Origin of the sequence: Streptomyces sp. NBC_00663, assembly GCF_036226885.1 — a bacterium.
Taxonomy (GTDB): Bacteria; Actinomycetota; Actinomycetes; order Streptomycetales; family Streptomycetaceae; genus Streptomyces.
In genome coordinates this window covers 6,973,983-6,992,506 of record NZ_CP109027.1, presented here as the reverse complement: position 1 = coordinate 6,992,506, position 18,524 = coordinate 6,973,983, and the positions used below count along the sequence as shown (strand labels likewise).

The 18,524-nt window shown below is 70.4% G+C and carries 1 protein-coding gene; it reads right to left on the bottom strand.

All coding sequences use genetic code 11. The annotated features are described in order from the left end of the window. Positions 1-79 precede the first annotated feature (79 nt). On the bottom strand, positions 80-18,277 hold the full coding sequence (locus OG866_RS31830) for a type I polyketide synthase (protein ID WP_329340037.1): 18,198 nt from the start codon (positions 18,275-18,277) through the stop codon (positions 80-82). Positions 18,278-18,524: the final 247 nt, after the last annotated feature.

Genomic DNA, 18,524 nt, shown 5'->3' with positions numbered 1-18,524 from the left:
TTGGGAAGCTGGGTGTGCGGCGGGAAGGACAGGGCGGAGCACCGGGCGGCGCCGGTGGGCGCGGAAGTGGTCAAGCGGATCAGGACTCCTCCGCGGAGCCGAACTCCTGGTCGATGAACGCGAAGAGTTCGTCCGCGTCCGCGGTCTCCAGGCGGTCGGCGGCGCTGTCCGCAGCGCCGGGCTCGGCGGCACCGGCGCCCGGTGTGGTGTCCTGCGGTGTTCCCTCGCCCCAGGCGGAGACGGTGGACAGCAGGTCCCGGAACCGTCCGGCGACCCGTTCGCGCGCGGCGGCGTCGGTGCCGACGTCGGCCACCGCCGCGCGCAACGCGGCCTGTAGGCGGTCGAGTTCGTCGCTCAGGGCGGCGTCCGGCACCCCGGCTGACGGGGCGGGGGCGAGTTCCTCGTCCAGGAGTCCGACGAGTGCCTCGGGGGTCGGATAGTCGAAGATCAGCGTGGCCGGCAGGCGCAGCCCGGTGGCCGCGTTGAGCCTGTTGCGCAGTTCCACGGCGGTGAGGGAGTCGAAACCGAGTTCGAGGAAGCCCCGGTCGGGCACGACGGACACCGCGGAGCCGTGGCCCAGCACGGTGGCGCCGTGCTCCTGGACCAACCGCAGCAGTGTGCGCCGCCGCTCCGGCGCGGCGAGGGGCGTCAGGCGCTGTGCCAGCGACGGCTCGTCGGGGCGCTGCGGTTCCTGGACGCGAGCCCGCCGGGCCGGCTCGGGGCGGCGGACGAGACCGCGCAGCACGGCGGGGGGTGGGGTGGCACCCTGGGCGGCCTCGGCGGCCAGGGCGCCGATGTCCAGCCGGGCGGGCACCACGAGGGCCTCGGCCAGGCCGCCGGCGCCGTCGAGGAGTGCGAGTCCCTCTTCGGAGGAGCAGGGCAGCAGGCCGCCGCGGGTCATCCGGGACAGGTCCGCCCGGCCCAGGTGGCCGGTCATTCCGGTGCGCTCGGCCCACAGGCCCCAGGCCAGGGAGGTCGCGGGCAGACCGTGCGCGTTGCGGTGCTGGGCGAGGGCGTCCAGGAAGGTGTTGGCCGCCGCGTAGTTCGCCTGGCCCGCGGAGCCGAAGACGCCGGCGGTGGAGGAGAACAGGGCGAACAGCGTGAGGTCGAAGCGGCGCGTGAGCCGGTGCAGATGCCAGGCCGCGTCCGCCTTGGCGCGCATCACGGCGTCGAGACGCTCCGGCGTCAGGGACGCCACCGTGGCGTCGTCCAGGACACCCGCGGCATGCACCACACCGGTCAGACCCTGTCCGTCCGGCAGGCCGGAGAGCAGCGCCGACAGCGCGTCGCGGTCGGTGACGTCGCAGGCGGCGATCCGTACCGAGGCGCCGAGGGCGACGAGTTCGTCCCTGAGTTCCGGCATGCCTTCGGCGGCCGGACCGCGTCGGCTGACCAGCAGCAGGCTGCGTACCCCGTGCCGTTCCACCAGGTGTCGGGCGACGAGCCGGCCGAGGGTGCCCGCGGCGCCCGTGATCAGCACGGTGCCGTCGGTTTCCGGCCCTGTGGTGGGAACGCTGAGCACGAGCTTGCCGATGTGGCGTGCCTGGCTCATGAACCGGAAGGCCTCCGGGGCCCGGCGTACGTCCCACACCCGGGTGGGCAGCAGCCGCAGCCGGCCTCGCGCGAAGAGGTCGAGGACCTCCGCCAGCATCTCGCCGATCCGCTCGGGACCGGCCTCGCCGAGGTCGAAGGCCCGGTAGTCGACCTCCGGGTGGGCCGCCGCCACCGTGTCGGCGTCCCGTACGTCGGTCTTGCCCATCTCCACGAAGCGCCCGCCGGCCCGGAGCAGGCCCAGCGAGGCGTCCACGTACTCCCCGGCCAGGGAGTTGAGGACGACGTCCACGCCGCCGGCCGCACCGCCGAACCGGCCGGCGAACTCCAGCGAGCGGGAGGACGCCAAGTGTGCGTCGTCGAGGCCCAGCGCCCGCAGCACTTCCCACTTGGCCGGGCTCGCGGTGGCGAACACCTCGACGCCCCAGGCTCGTGCGAGCTGCACCGCCGCCATGCCGACCCCGCCCGCGGCGGAATGCACCAGCAGCGACTCGCCGGGGCGTACGCCGGCCAGTTCGCGCAGCGCGTACAGGGCCGTCACGTACACGACGGGGACTGACGCTGCCTCGGTGAACGACCAGTCGTCCGGCACGCGGGCCAGCGTCCGCTGGTCCGCCACGACCATCGGTCCGAAGCCGCCGGACCAGATGCCCATCACCCGGTCGCCGACCGAGAACGAGGACACTCCGGGGCCGGTGGCCACCACCACGCCCGCACCCTCGCCGCCCATCAAGGCCACGTCGGGGTACATGCCAAGGGCGAGGAGCACATCGCGGAAGTTCAGTCCGGCGGCCCGTACGGCGATCCGCACCTCGTGCTCACCGAGTTCCCGGGTCGCATCCGGTGCCTCCCGCAGCCTCAGGCCTTCCAGCGTCCCGTCCTCGGACGCCGTCAGCCGCCAGGCCGGTACGCCGTTCTCGGGCGCCAGCACCCCGTCGGCCGCGCCGCCGACCAGCCGCGGCACTCGCACCCGGCCCTCGCGGAGGGCCAGTTGGGGTTCGCCGGTCAGCACGGCCTCATGCAGCGCGGCGAGCGAGGCGCCGCTGTCGTCCACGTCCAGCAGGACGAACCGGTCCGGGTGCTCGGCCTGCGCCGAGCGCACCAGCCCCCACACGGCGGCGGCGGGCAGGCCGGTCACGTCTTCACCGGGTACGGCCGACACCGCGCCCCGGGTCACCAGAACCAGCCGCGCCCGGTCGAGGCCGTCAGTGGCCAGCCACGCCTGCACCAGCTCCAGCGTCCGCTGCGTCACCTCCCGCATCACCGTCACGACATCGTCGTGGTCACCCGGCACAGTACCCGGCGCGACACCGGCGAAGACCAGCTCCGGTGCGGGAGAGCCGGAGTCCAACTGCTCCGCGAGATCAGTGAGGTCGGTGTACTCCTGCGGGGCCCGGCCTGCCGACTTGAGCGCCCCGGCCAGCTCCGAGTCGTCCGCCCCGACGACGGCACAGCCACCGTCCGCGCCCACCGTGCCGGCACCGGCACCGGACACTTCGGTCCAGTCCACCCGGTACAGCGCCTCGTTCACCACGCCCGGCGTCGGCGCCGCAACCTGGTCGGCCGTGAGCGCGCGTGTCACCAAAGCGTCCGCGGTCGCGACCGGCCTGCCCGCCGCGTCGGCGACCAGCACCGACATCCCGTCGGCCCCGACCGGCGCCAGCCGCACGCGCAACGTCGAGGCGCCGGTCGCATGCAGCGACACCCCACGCCAGACGAACGGCAGCCGGATCCCGCCGGAGTCGCGTTCCGTGTCCGTCAGCCAGGCATGCAGGGCGGAGTCCAGCAGCGCCGGGTGCAGTCCGTACCGGACCGCGTCGGCGCGCTGTTCCTCGGCGAGAGCGACCTCGGCGAACACCTCGTCGCCACGCCGCCACGCCCTGTTCAGCCCACGGAAGGCCGGCCCGTAGGTCAACCCCGTGGCGGCCAGTCGCTCGTAGAGGTCCTCGCATTCGACCTCACGCGCTCCCGCGGGCGGCCACACGCCCAACTCGGCCTCCGCCAGCGGGCCTTCGGCCTGGGAAGCAGCCAGTATTCCCGAGGCGTGGCGCGTCCACGCCCCGTCGGACGCGTCGTCCCGCCGCGAGTACACACCGAGTTCCCGGCGTCCGCCGTCCCCCGGTCCGTCCAGCACCACCTGCACCTGTACGCCACCGACTTCGGGCAGGACGAGTGGCGCTTCCAGCGTCAGCTCCTCCACCCGGTCACACCCGACCGCGTCCCCGGCGCGCAACGCCAGCTCCACGAACGCCGTCCCCGGCAGCAACGTCACCCCGGCCACCGCGTGATCCGCCAGCCAGGGGTGCGTACGCAGCGACAACCGCCCCGTCAACAAGGCCCCGTCGGAAGCGGGCAACGCGACAGCAGCACCAAGCAACGGATGATCAGCGGAGGAAAGACCCGCCGACGTCACATCACCCTGACGCGTGTCGGCTTCGATCCAGTAGTGCTGGTGCTGGAAAGCGTAGGTGGGCAGGTCGATGCGGCGGGCACCGGTACCGTCGAACAACACCGCCCAGTCGACGGGCGCACCGCCGACGAACGCCTCGGCAGCGGAAGTCAGGAACCGCTCCAGACCACCCTCGTCACGGCGCAGCGAACCCACCGCGGTCACAGGCGAGTTGACGTGCGCCTCAGCAGTCTGCTCGACCCCCATCGTCAACACAGGATGCGCACTCGACTCGACGAACAACCGGAAACCGTCATCCAACAACGCGCGCACCGTGTCGGCGAAACGCACCGTCTGGCGCAGATTGCGATACCAGTAACCCGCGTCGAGGGCAGTCGTGTCCAGCACCTCGGCAGTGACGGTCGAGTAGAAGGGGACCTGCGCCGCCCGGGGAGTGATACCCGCCAACTCCCGCAGGAGAACGTCCTCGATCTCCTCCACGTGCGCGCAGTGCGAGGCATAATCCACCGCGATACGACGAGCCCGCACACCGTCCGCCTCACAGACGGCCAGCAGCTCGTCCAACGCGTCCGCGTCACCCGAAACGACCACCATGGCCGGGCCGTTGACCGCCGCCACCGCCAGACGACCATCCCAGGCGGTCAGCCGCTCCTGTACGGCTTCGATACCGAGAGAGACCGACACCATCCCGCCGCGCCCGGACAACGCCCGAATGGCCTTACTGCGCAAGGCCACCACCTTCGCCGCGTCCTGGAGCGACAGCGCACCAGCCACGCACGCGGCGGCAATCTCGCCCTGCGAATGCCCGATCACCGCAGCCGGCTCGACACCGTACGAGCGCCAGACCTCAGCCAGCGAGACCATCACCGCCCACAGCACCGGCTGCACCACATCGACCTGCTCCAACCAGGCCTCGCTGTCGGCGTCCCGCAGGATGTCCGTCAGCGACCAGTCCACGAACGGCGCCAACGCAACCGCACACTCACCGATCCGCTCCGCGAACACCGGGGAGGAATCCAGCAGTTCAGCCGCCATCCCCAGCCACTGCGACCCCTGACCCGGGAACACGAACACCGTCTGACCGCGTGAACCGGCAACGCCCCGCACCACACCGGGCAGTGCGCGTCCGTCGGCCAGCGCGCCCAAGCCGTCCACGAGTCCATCGCGGTCTTCCGCGAGGACCACCGCTCGATGCTCGAAGACCGACCGTGTGGTCGCGAGCGACAACCCGGCATCCGCCGGCGACACATCGGCCCGCTCACGCACGAACGCGGTCAGCCGCTCGGCCTGGGCCGCCAGCGCGCTGTCCGAGCGGCCCGAGACCACCCATGGGACCACAGCAGGCAGCACGCCCGGTGCGGACCGTTCTTTCTCCGAAGCCCAATCCGGCGCCTGTTCGAGTACTGCGTGGGCGTTGGTCCCGCTCATTCCGAAGGAGGAGACGGCCGCGCGTCGGGGCCGCCCCGTCTCGGGCCAGGCCACGTCCTCCGTCAGTAGTCGCACCGCCCCCGTGGACCAGTCGACGTGCGGAGTGGGTTCGTCCAGGTGCAGTGTGCGCGGCAGCACACCATGCTGCATTCCGAGGACCATCTTGATCACACCGGCGACACCGGCGGCGGCCTGCGTGTGGCCGATGTTGGACTTCACCGAGCCCAACAGCAGCGGCTGGTCCTCAGGCCGGTCCTGGCCATACGTCGCCAGCAGCGCCTGCGCCTCGATCGGGTCACCCAGCTTCGTACCCGTACCGTGCGCCTCCACCACATCCACCTCGGCAGCCGGCACCCGGGCATTCGCCAGTGCAGCCCGGATCACCCGCTGCTGGGAGGGACCGTTCGGCGCCGTAAGACCATTGCTCGCACCGTCCTGATTGATCGCCGAACCACGCACCACCGCCAGCACCCGATGCCCGTTACGACGCGCGTCCGACAACCGCTCCAACAGCAGGACGCCGACGCCCTCGGCCGGTCCAAAACCGTCGGCGGCAGCGGAGAACGGCTTGCAGCGGCCGTCGGGTGCCAGCCCACGCTGGCGGCTGAAGCCGACGAAGGTCCACGGCGTGGACATGATCGCCGAGCCCCCGGCCAGTGCCATCGGGCACTCGCCCTGGCGCAGCGACTGCACGGCCAGGTGCAGGGCGACCAGCGACGACGAGCACGCCGTGTCCACGGCGACGGCGGGTCCTTCGAAACCGAAGATGTACGCGAGTCGGCCGGAGGTGACGCTGAGCGCGTTGCCGGTGACGAGGTAGCCCTCGACGCCGGTCGCCGGATCGTGGCTGCCCGTGCCGTAGCCGTGCGAGCCGGCGCCCATGAAGACACCGGTCTGGCTGCCCCGGAGGACCGCAGGGTCGATGCCCGCGTGTTCGAACGCCTCCCAGCCTGTCTCCAGCAGCAGCCGCTGCTGCGGGTCCATCGCCGTCGCCTCACGCGGCGAGATACCGAAGAACGCCGGGTCGAAGGCGCCCGCGTCGGAGACGAAGCCGCCGTGACGCGTGTACGTCTTGCCCGGGGCGTCGGGGTCGGGGTCGTAGAGCCCCTCCGCGTCCCAGCCACGGTCCTCGGGGAATCCGGAGATCGCGTCGCGGCCATCGGTCAGCAGCGCCCACAGGTCTTCGGGCGACCGCACCCCCCCAGGGAGGCGGCAGCTCATTCCAACGATGGCTATGGGTTCCTGGTCCGCCGCTGCCCGGACGACGGGTACCACGGGGGTGGCGGTGTCGTCCCGGTGACCGAGGAGTTCGGCGTGCAGGTAATCCGCGAGGGCGAGCGGGGTCGGATGGTCGAAGACGAGGGTGGCCGGCAACCGGTGCCCGGTGGCGTTGTTCAGACGGTTGCGCAGCTGAACCGCGGTGAGGGAGTCGAATCCGTGGTCCTTGAAAGTGAGTTCGGGCTCAACCTCGTCCGGGGTGGCGTGCCCGAGAACTGTGGAAGCCTGCTCCTGCACCAGCCGCAGCAGTATGCGCCGCCCCTCCGCCTCGCCCGCGCGCAGCAGACTCCGCCGCAGGGCCGGCTCTTCGGTGTCCGTGGCCGCCTGGGCCAGCGCACGCCGGGTCACAGCGGTCCGGGCCGACCCGCCGGCTGCCGCACGGGTGCCGAAATCGGCCACCGCCGACAGCTGCTCCTGCGACACCGGGCGCGTCACCAGGGCGTCCGCGGTCGCGACCGGCCTGCCCGCCGCGTCGGCGACCAGCACCGACATCCCGTCGGCCCCGACCGGCGCCAGCCGCACGCGCAACGCCGAAGCGCCGGTCGCATGCAGCGACACCCCACGCCAGACGAACGGCAACCGCGTGCCCCCGACGACACCGCCGTCCGCGTCCAGCGGGCCCAGGCCTGCCTGTAGCGCGGTGTCCAGCAGCACAGGGTGGAGTCCGTACCGAGCCACGTCCGTGCGCTCCGCCTCCGGCAGCGCCACCTCGGCGAACACCTCGTCACCACGCCGCCAGGCGGCGTTCAGCCCCTGAAACGCCGGTCCGTACGTGACTCCGGTCTGCGCCAGCCGCTCGTAGAAACCAGCGAGTTCGACCGCGTGCGCACCCGCAGGCGGCCACACGCTCAACTCCGCGTCCGAAGCGGGGGTTTCGGCCCCTGAGACCAGAACGCCACAGGCGTACCGGGTCCAAGGACCCTCCACGGTGTCCTCGCCACGGGCGTACACCTCGACGGAACGCGCCCCGTTCCCGTCGGGCCCGCCAACGGTCACCTGTATCTGTACGGCGCCCCGCTCCGACAGTGCGAGTGGCGCTTCCAGCGTCAGCTCCTCCACCCGGTCACAGCCGACCGCGTCCCCGGCGCGCAACGCCAACTCCACGAGAGCTGAGGCCGCAAGCAGCGGCGTGCCCTGCACCGCGTGATCGGCCAGCCAGGGGTGCGTACGCAGCGACAACCGCCCCGTCAACAACGCCCCGTCCGACGCCGGCAACGCAACAGCAGCACCGAGCAACGGATGATCAGCGGAGGAAAGACCCGCCGACGTCACATCACCCTGACGCGTGTCGGCTTCGATCCAGTAGTGCTGGTGCTGGAAGGCGTAGGTGGGCAGGTCGATGCGGCGGGCACCGGTGCCGTCGAAGAGACTGGCCCAGTCGACGGGCGCGCCACCCACGAACGCCTCGGCAGCCGAGGTCAGGAAGCGGAGCAGTCCGCCCTCGTCGCGGCGCAGCGAACCCACCGCGGTGACAGGCGAGTTGACGTGCGCCTCGGCAGTCTGCTCGACACCCATCGTCAGCACCGGATGCGCACTCGACTCGACGAACAACCGGAAACCGTCATCCAGCAGCGCACGGACCGTGTCGGCGAAACGGACCGTCTGGCGCAGATTGCGATACCAGTAGCCCGCGTCGAGGGCTGTCGTGTCCAGCACCTCGGCGGTGACGGTCGAGTAGAAGGGGACCGATGCGGCCTGGGGAGTGATCCCTGCCAGCTCCCGGAGCAGTACGTCCTCGATTTCTTCCACGTGCGCGCAGTGTGAGGCGTAGTCCACGGCGATACGACGGGCCCGGACCCCGTCCGCCTCACACGCGGCCAGCAGCTCGTCCAACGCGTCCGCGTCGCCCGAAACGACCACCATGGCCGGGCCGTTGACCGCCGCCACCGCCAGACGACCATCCCAGGCGGTCAGCCGCTCCTGTACGGCTTCGATACCGAGGGAGACCGACACCATGCCGCCGCGCCCGGACAACGCCCGAATGGCCTTACTACGCAAGGCCACCACCTTCGCCGCGTCCTGGAGCGACAGCGCACCAGCCACGCACGCGGCAGCGATCTCGCCCTGCGAATGACCGATCACCGCAGCCGGCTCCACGCCGTACGAGCGCCAGACCTCAGCGAGCGAGACCATCACCGCCCACAACACCGGCTGCACCACATCGACCTGCTCCAACCAGGCCTCGCTGTCGGTGTCGCGGAGGATGTCGGTCAGCGACCAGTCCACGAACGGCGCCAACGCAACCGCACACTCACCGATCCGCTCCGCGAACACCGGTGAAACATCGAGGAGTTCAGCCGCCATCCCCAGCCACTGCGACCCCTGACCCGGGAACACGAACACGGCACGGCCATCCGCACCCCCCGCACTCCCCCGCACCACACCCGCGGTCTCACGGCCCTCGGCAAGAGCCTCCACACCAGGCAGACCGTCCAGGACCATCGCCCGATGCTCAAACACCGACCGGCCTGTCGCCAGCGACCACGCCACATCCACCGGCGACAAGTCACCCACAGACGCAGCCAACCGCTCCGCCTGCCCCCGCAACGCAGCCTCAGACTTCCCCGACACCACCCACGGCACCACCACCGGCGCCACACTCTCCGAACGCTCAACCTCGGTCGAAACCGGAGCCTGCTCCAAAATCACATGCGCGTTCGTCCCACTGACGCCAAAGGACGAGACGCCCGCCCGGCGTGCATGCCCTGTCTCAGGCCAGCCGATCGAGTCTGTGAGCAGTTCGACAGCCCCGGCAGACCAGTCGACGTGTGGAGTGGGCTCGTCCACGTGCAGCGTGCGGGGCAGCACACCGTTCCGCATCGCGAGGACCATCTTGATGATCCCGGCGACACCGGCCGCGGCCTGCGTGTGCCCGATGTTCGACTTGATGGAGCCCAGCCACAACGGCTGGTCCTCCGGCCGATCCTGACCGTACGTCGCCAGCAGCGCCTGCGCCTCGATCGGATCACCCAACTTCGTACCCGTACCGTGCGCCTCCACCACATCCACCTGGCCGGCCGACAGCCCCGCACTCGCCAGCGCGGCACGGATCACCCGCTGCTGGGAGGGACCGTTCGGCGCCGTAAGACCGTTACTCGCACCGTCCTGGTTGATCGCCGAACCACGCACCACCGCCAGCACCTGGTGCCCGTTGCGCTCCGCGTCCGGCAACCGCTCCAACAGGAGCAGACCGACGCCCTCACCCCACCCAGTACCGTCCGCGCCCGCCGCGAACGCCTTGCACCGGCCGTCCGGAGCAAGACCCCGCTGACGACTGAACTCCACGAAGAGCTCAGGGGTGGACATCACCGTCACGCCACCGGCCAGCGCCAGCGAGCACTCCCCCTGGCGCAGTGACTGCGCGGCCAGATGCAGGGCCACCAGCGACGACGAGCAGGCGGTGTCGATGGTCACCGCGGGCCCCTCAAGGCCGAAGGTGTAGGCGATGCGCCCGGAGACGACACTGGCGGCGCTGCTGGTCACCAGGTGTCCCTCGACGTTCTCGGACGGTGCCTCGCGCAGACTCCGTCCGTAGTCCTGCCCGTTGCTGCCGATGAAGACTCCGGTCGGTGTGCTCTGTAGGAGGGTGCCGTCGATGCCGGCCCGTTCGAAGGCCTCCCAGCTGGTCTCGAGCAGCAGCCGCTGCTGCGGGTCCATCGCCGTCGCCTCACGCGGCGAGATGCCGAAGAACTTCGCGTCAAACGCACCGGCGTCGCTGAGGAAGGCTCCTTCTCGGACATAGCTCTTGCCCGACTCGTCCGGATCGGGAGCGAAGAGGCTGTCGAGATCCCAGCCGCGCCCTGCGGGGAACTCGGTCAGCACTTCGCGTTCGTCGACAAGAAGCTTCCACAGCTCTTCAGGGGTCCGTACGCCTCCCGGAAAACGGCAGCTCATCGCCACGATCGCGATCGGTTCGTCGTCCGTGGGCGCCGTGTCGGGCAGCGTCGGTCCCTCATCACCACGCAGCCCCAGCGCCTCGACGCGGAGCGCCCGTGCCAGTGCCCTGACCGTGGGGTGGTCGAAGACCAGGGTGCTGGAGAGCTTCAGACCCGCGGCCGCGTTGAGGCGGTTGCGCAAGGTCACGGCCGCCAGCGAGTCGAACCCCAGTTCCTTGAAAGCCCGGTCAGGGTCGAGGGTCTCCGGTCGGCGGTGCCCGAGTGCGGCGGCGACATGGGAGCGCACGAACTCGAGGACAGTGCGCTCCTGTTCTGCGACCCCCAATCCCGCGAGCCGTTGGCGCAGCGATCCGTCGGCCGCGGCGGCCCCGTCAGTCGCCGCCACGTTCCCCGACGCCTGGCGTGTCAGCTCTGTCAGCAGCTTCGAGGAACCAGCACCAGCCCTGGCCTGCGCCAGGGTGTCCCAGTCGACGTCAGCAACGAGCAGTGAGGCGGACATCGGGTCGTTGATCGCCGATTCCAACACGGTGATCGCCGCATCGGGGGACATCGCAGGCAGACCGTGCTGCTCCCAACGGTCCGCTACGGCACGCGCCATGCCGTCTTCTGCCCAAGGCCCCCACGCGATCGAGGTCGCCGGCAACCCCTCAGCCCGCCGCACCTCCGCCAACGCATCCAAATACGCGTTCGCCGCCGCATAGTTACCCTGCCCAGCACCACCCACCGTCGCAGAAAACGACGAGAACAACACAAACGCCGACAACCCCAGATCCCGCGTCAGCTCATGCAGATGCCGGGCACCCTCCGCCTTCGCCCGCAACACCCCCTCAAACCGCTCCACCGACAACCCGTCCAGCACACCGTCATCCAGCACACCAGCCGCATGCACCACCGCCGTCAACGGCACCTCAGAAGGAACACCGGCCAGGAGCGCTGCCACCGCATCACGGTCACCGACGTCACACGCCACCACCGACAGCCGCGCCCCCAACCCGGCTATCTCAGCCCGCAGTTCCTCCACACCCCCGGCCGCGGGACCACGACGCGAGACCAGCAGCACATGCTCCGCCCCCGCCCCCGCCAGCCACCGCGCCACATGCCGACCCACACCACCCGTACCACCCGTCACCAGCACCGTCCCCGACACCCGCCAGGAACCACCACCAGCACCCGAACCAGCCCGCACCACACGTCGACCGAACACACCAGCAGCCCGAACCGCGACCTCACCCTCGCCCTCAGCTGAGGCGAGCACATCGGCCAGACGCCCCACCAACCGGGCATCCACCACCTCAGGAAGGTCGACCACACCACCCCAACGACCAGCCAACTCCAGACCAGCCACCCGACCCAGACCCCACAACTGGGCCTGGTCGAGATCCGCCACCCGCTCCGAACCGGTCACCGCGACCGCACCCCGGGTCACACACCACAACGGCGCCTCAACACCCGCATCACCCAGCGCCTGCACCAGCCCCAGAGTCAACGCCACCCCGACCGGCACAGACCCGAACACCGCATGACGGCCCGACGCCAGCGCGAGCAGCGACACCACACCCGCAACCCCGACCTCAGCCTCAGCCTCACTGGCGAGTGCGTCACGCAGCCGCTCGGCAATCACCTCACGACCAAACTCCTCCGCACCGAGCTCCAGCACCACCGGCCGGGCACCACCACGCGCCAGACCCGCCACGCAGGCCTCAACCCATCCGTCCCCGGCCAGCCCGGCCGGCACCACCACCAGCCACACCCCCGACAACACACCCGAAGCCCCAGCCAGCGGCGACCACGCCACCCGATAACGCCAGCCCTCCACAACCGACCGCTCACGATCCCGCCGACGCCAAGCCGACAACGCCGGCAACACCACCCTCAGCGACTCATCCCCCGGCAACGCCAGCAGACCCGCCACCTCCGACGCATCCCCACGCTCCACCGCCTCCCAGAACCCGGAACCCTCCGCGTCCCGCACCACCGACGACGCCCCCGACTCAGGCCGACCCAGCTCAACCCAAAACCGCTCCCGCTGGAAGGCATAGGTGGGCAGCTCCACCCGACGCGGACGGGAGGGCGCAAGGTAGGCGGCCCAGTCCACGCCATGGCCCCGGACGTAGACCTGCGCGAGTGCCTCCAGCACCGCACTTGCTTCGCTCCGGTCCTTGCGCAGTACCGGCGCGAACAGCATCTCCGGGGCACTGTCCTGCCCCATACCCGACAACACCCCGTCCGGGCCCAGTTCCAGGCAGGCGGTCACGCCCACAGCGGTGAGGCGGGTGACACCGTCGGCGAAACGCACCGCCTCCCGCACATGCCGCACCCAATACCCCGGATCACACACCTCATCCGCGACAAGCTCACCCGTCAGATTCGACACCAACGGGATCCGCGGCACCGAGTACGTCAACCGGCCGACGATCTCCCGGAACTCGTCCAGCATCGGCTCCATCAACGGCGAGTGGAACGCATGCGACACCCGCAACCGACGCGTCTTCACACCCCGCCGCTCCAGCCGCTCCACCACCACCGCCACCGCGGCCTCAGCACCCGAAACCACCACCGACGACGGCCCGTTCACCGCAGCCACGCCGACTTCGTCCAGGCCCTCAAGCAGCGGAACAACCTCCGCCTCCGCGGCCCTCACCGACACCATCACGCCACCCGACGGCAACGCCTGCATCAACCGGCCACGCGCCGCCACCAGCACACAGGCGTCCTCAAGCGACCACACCCCCGCCACGAACGCGGCAGCGATCTCACCGATCGAATGCCCACCCACCACATCCGGCGTCACACCCCACGACGACACCAGACGGAAAAGCGCCACCTCCACAGCGAACAGACCGCACTGCGTGAACCCCGTCGCATCCAGTGCATCGCCGTCCCCGAAGACAACCTCACGCAACGACCTGCCCAGCAGAGCATCGAACTGCGCACACACCTCATCAAAAGCCTCGGCGAAGACAGGGAAAGCCTCATACAACTCCCGGCCCATACCGGCCCGCTGACTGCCCTGCCCGGAGAAGAGCACCGCCAGCTTGCCCGGGACGACCTGCCCCTGGACGAGACCAGCAGCCGGCTCACCCGCCACCAAAGCCGACAACCCAGCCTGAATACCAGCCCGCTCACCGGCCAGCACCACCGCCCGGTGCTCGAACACCGACCGGCCCGCCACCAGCGACAACGCCACATCCACAGGCGCGAGTTCGGCACGCTTCCCGAGGAACGACACCAGCCGCTCCGCCTGCCCCCGCAACGCGCCCTCGGACTTCCCCGACACCACCCACGGCACCACCACCGGCGGCACACTCTCCGAACGCTCAACCTCGGTCGAGACCGGAGCCTGCTCCAAAATCACATGCGCGTTCGTCCCACTGATGCCGAACGACGACACACCAGCCCGGCGGGGCCGGCCACTCTCCGGCCAGGCCACCGACTCCGTCACCAGCTCGACAGCACCCGCCGACCAGTCCACATGCGGGGACGGCTCGTCCACATGCAGCGTCCGCGGCAGCACACCATGCTGCATTCCGAGGACCATCTTCATCACACCGGCGACACCGGCCGCGGCCTGCGTATGCCCGATGTTCGACTTCACCGAGCCCAACAGCAGCGGCCGGTCCTCCGGCCGGTCCTGGCCATACGTCGCCAGCAACGCCTGCGCCTCGATCGGATCACCCAGCTTCGTACCCGTACCGTGCGCCTCCACCACATCCACCTCGGCAGCCGACACCCGGGCATTCGCCAGCGCAGCCCGGATCACCCGCTGCTGCGACGGACCGTTCGGCGCCGACAGGCCGTTACTCGCACCGTCCTGGTTCAGGGCGGAACCCCGGACCACCGCCAGCACCCGATGCCCGTTACGACGCGCGTCCGACAGACGCTCCAGCAGCAGCATCCCCGCGCCCTCGGCCCAGCCGGTGCCGTCCGCACCCGCCGCGAACGCCTTGCAACGGCCATCCGCCGCGACGCCTTGCTGTCGGCTGAACTCCACAAAGAGGCCGGGCGTCGCCATCACCGTCACACCACCGGCCAACGCCAGCGAACACTCCCCCTGCCGCAGTGACTGCGCGGCCAGGTGCAGGGCGACCAGCGACGACGAACACGCCGTGTCCACCGTCACCGCAGGCCCCTCGAAACCGAACGTGTACGAGATGCGGCCGGAGGCAGCGCTCACGCTGCTTCCGGTGAGGAGGTATCCCTGGAGGCCGTCCGAGGCGTCATGCATCCGGGGGCCGTAGTCCTGGGCCATCGCGCCGACGAAGACACCGGTCCCGCCCTGCCACTGCCCGTCGGGAGCGATACCCGCCCGCTCGAAGGCCTCCCACGACGTCTCCAACAACAACCGCTGCTGCGGATCCATCGCCAGCGCCTCACGCGGCGAAATACCGAAGAACGCCGGATCGAAGTCACCCGCGTCATACAGGAAACCGCCCTCACGGGCATAGGTGGTTCCCGGCTTGCCCCGCTCGGGCGAATACAGGGCGGACAGATCCCAGCCACGGTCCGCCGGGAACCCGCCGATCGCGTCACCCTCGGATGCGATCAACTCCCAGAACTCTTCGGGCGACCGTACGCCGCCGGGCAACCGGCAGGCCATGCCCACGATCGCGATGGGCTCGTCAAGAGCCACGGCTGCCGGCACCGGGGTGCTGAGCAACTGGTCGGCGCCGATGAGGGAGACCCTCAGATGACGAGAGAGAACGGCCGGGGTGGGGTAGTCGAACAGCAGAGTGGTCTGCAACCGCAGTCCGGTCGTGATGTTCAAACGGTTGCGGAACTCGACAACACCCAGCGAGTCGAAACCAAGTTCCTTGAACGTCCGGTCGGCGCCGACGGCGTCCGGGCTGTCGTAGCCCAGTGTTGTGGCGACCTGACTACAGACCAGCTCCAGGAGCAGCTCTGTCTGCTCCTCCTCGTCCAGCCTTGAAAGGCGTTCCCTGAGCAGGGATGCGGCGTCCGCCACCGCCTCCGCCGCCAGGTCGGGCTGGGGGTCCGCCACCGTGTCGAGCCAGTAACGGCGACGCTGGAAGGCGTACGTCGGCAGCTCGACACGACGAGCCCCCGTACCCTCGAACAACACCGCCCAGTCGACGGGCGCACCGCCGACGAACGCCTCGGCAGCGGAAGTCAGGAAGCGCTCCAGACCACCCTCGTCGCGGCGCAGCGAACCCACCGCGGTCACAGGCGAGTTGACGTGAGCCTCAGCAGTCTGCTCGACACCCATCGTCAACACAGGATGCGCACTCGACTCGACGAACAACCGGAAACCGTCATCCAACAACGCGCGCACCGTGTCGGCGAAACGCACCGTCTGGCGCAGATTGCGATACCAGTAGCCAGCGTCGAGGGCCGTCGTGTCCAGCACCTCGGCAGTGACGGTCGAGTAGAAGGGGACCTGCGCCGCCCGAGGAGTGATCCCTGCCAACTCCCGGAGCAGTACGTCCTCGATCTCCTCCACATGCGCGCAGTGCGAGGCATAGTCCACCGCGATACGACGAGCCCGCACACCGTCCGCCTCACAGACGGCCAGCAACTCGTCCAAGGCATCCGCGTCACCCGAAACGACCACCATGGCCGGGCCGTTGACCGCCGCCACCGCCAGACGACCATCCCAGGCAGTCAGCCGCTCCTGTACGTCTTCGATACCGAGGGAGACCGACACCATCCCGCCACGCCCGGACAACGCCCGAATGGCCTTACTACGCAAGGCCACCACCTTCGCCGCATCCTCAAGCGACAGCGCACCGGCGACAGCGGCGGCGGCGATCTCACCCTGCGAATGCCCGATCACCGCAGCCGGCTCCACGCCGTACGAGCGCCAGACCTCGGCGAGCGAGACCATGACCGCCCACAGCACCGGCTGCACGACATCGACCTGCTCCAACCAGGCCTCATCAGCTGTGTCCCGCAGGATGTCGGTCAGCGACCAGTCCACGAACGGCGCCAACGCAACCGCACACTCACCAATCCGCTCCGCGAACACCGGGGAGGACTCCAGCAGCTCAGCCGCCATCCCCAGCCACTGCGACCCCTGACCCGGGAACACGAACACGGCACGGCCATCCGCACCCCCCGCACTCCCCCGCACCACACCCGCAGATTCACGGCCCTCGGCAAGAGCCTCCACACCAGGCAGACCATCCAGGACCACCGCCCGATGCTCAAACACCGACCGACCCGCCACCAGCGAGAACCCGACATCCACCGGCGACAAACCACCCACAGACGCAGCCAACCGCTCCGCCTGCCCCCGCAACGCACCCTCAGACTTACCCGACACCACCCACGGCACCACCACCGGCGCCACACTCCCCGAACGCTCAACCTCAACCGAAACCGGAGCGGGAGCCTCCTCCAGAATCACGTGCGCGTTCGTGCCGCCGACCCCGATGGCGCTGACGCCCGCGGTGCGGGGGGCGTCACTGTCCGGGTCGGGGGTCCAGGGCTGGGTCTCGGTCTGGACGTGCAGGTTGAGGTCGTCCAGCGGGATCTCGGGGTTGGGGGTGCGGTAGTTGAGGCTGGGGAAGAGTTCGCCGTGCTTCAGGCTCAGGGCGGTCTTGATGAAGCCGACGATGCCGGCGGCGCCCTCGAGGTGGCCGACGTTCGTCTTGGCGGAGCCGACGCGCAGCGGTGTGCCGGTCTGCCGTCGGGCGCTGCCCAGTACGGTGCCGAGGGCCGCGGCCTCGATCGGGTCGCCCGTCTTGGTGCCGGTGCCGTGGAGTTCGACGTACTGGACCCGGGCGGGGTCCACACCGGCCTGCTGGTAGGCGCGGCGCAGGACGTCTTCCTGTGCGGCCTGGTGGGGGGTGGTGAGGTGGGTGCCGCCGCCGTCGTTGTTGACGGCGCTGCCGCGGATGACGCAGTAGACGGGGTCGCCGTCGGCGAGAGCGGCGGGGAGGGGCTTGAGGACGATGGCGCCGCCGCCTTCACCGCGTACGTAGCCGTTGGCGCGGGCGTCGAAGGTGTAACTGGTGCCGTCGGGTGACAGGCCGCCGAACTTGGCGACGCTGACGCTGCTCTCCGGCGCGAGGATGAGGTTGACGCCGCCGGCGACGGCGACGGTGCTCTCGCCGCGGCGCAGACTTTCGCAGGCCAGATGGACGGCGACGAGGGAGGAGGCCTGGCCGGCGTCAAGGGTCAGGCTGGGGCCGCGCAGGCCAAGATGGTAGGAGACGCGGTTGGCGATGATGCTGCGGTGCAGTCCGGTGAAGCTGTGCCGGTCGATGGCCGCGACGCCGCGCCGGCGTTGCAGGGTGGCGTAGTCGTCGGCGATGACGCCGATGTAGACGCCGGTGTCGGTGGTGCGGAGCCGGTCCGGGGCGATACCCGCGTCTTCCAGCGCCTCCCAGGTCAGTTCCAGAACGAGGCGCTGCTGGGGGTCCATCGCGGCGGCTTCGCGGGGTGAGATGTCGAAGAAGGCCGCGTCGAAGTGGTCGACGTGGTGCTGTTCGAGGAAGCCGCCGCGGCGGGTGGCGGCCTCGTCGGGCAGGTCGTCGGCGTTCCAGCGCTCCGGGGGTGCGTCGGTGATGGCGTGGGTACCGGTGCGCAGCAGGTTCCGGAAGGCGGCGGGGTCGGGGGCGCCGGGGAGCCGGCAGGAGAGTCCTACGACCGCGATCGGAGTGTCCGCCGTGTCCGCCGTGTCTGCGAAGGCGGCCTCGGAACGCTGCATGAGGAAAACTCCCTGGGACCAGGACGTGGGGGCCGACGCGCCCATGGGGGTGCTTCCGGCTCCGGTGGGCGTGACGCTGATGGGTTGTTGTGGGGGACGCCTCGCACGGCGGGGTGTCGGCTGCGGCCGCACGTGGCGCGGCTGCTGGTGGTTGCGTGGGAACGCGCCGTTGCGTCCCGCTGGTCCGGCGACCGGTTCCGGCCGGGGCCGGTTCGGCCGGTGACCGGGGGCCGGAGTGTGCGGCAACGGGCGGTCGGCCGGGTGTACGCCGCGGGTTGTCGTGAGTCCTCAG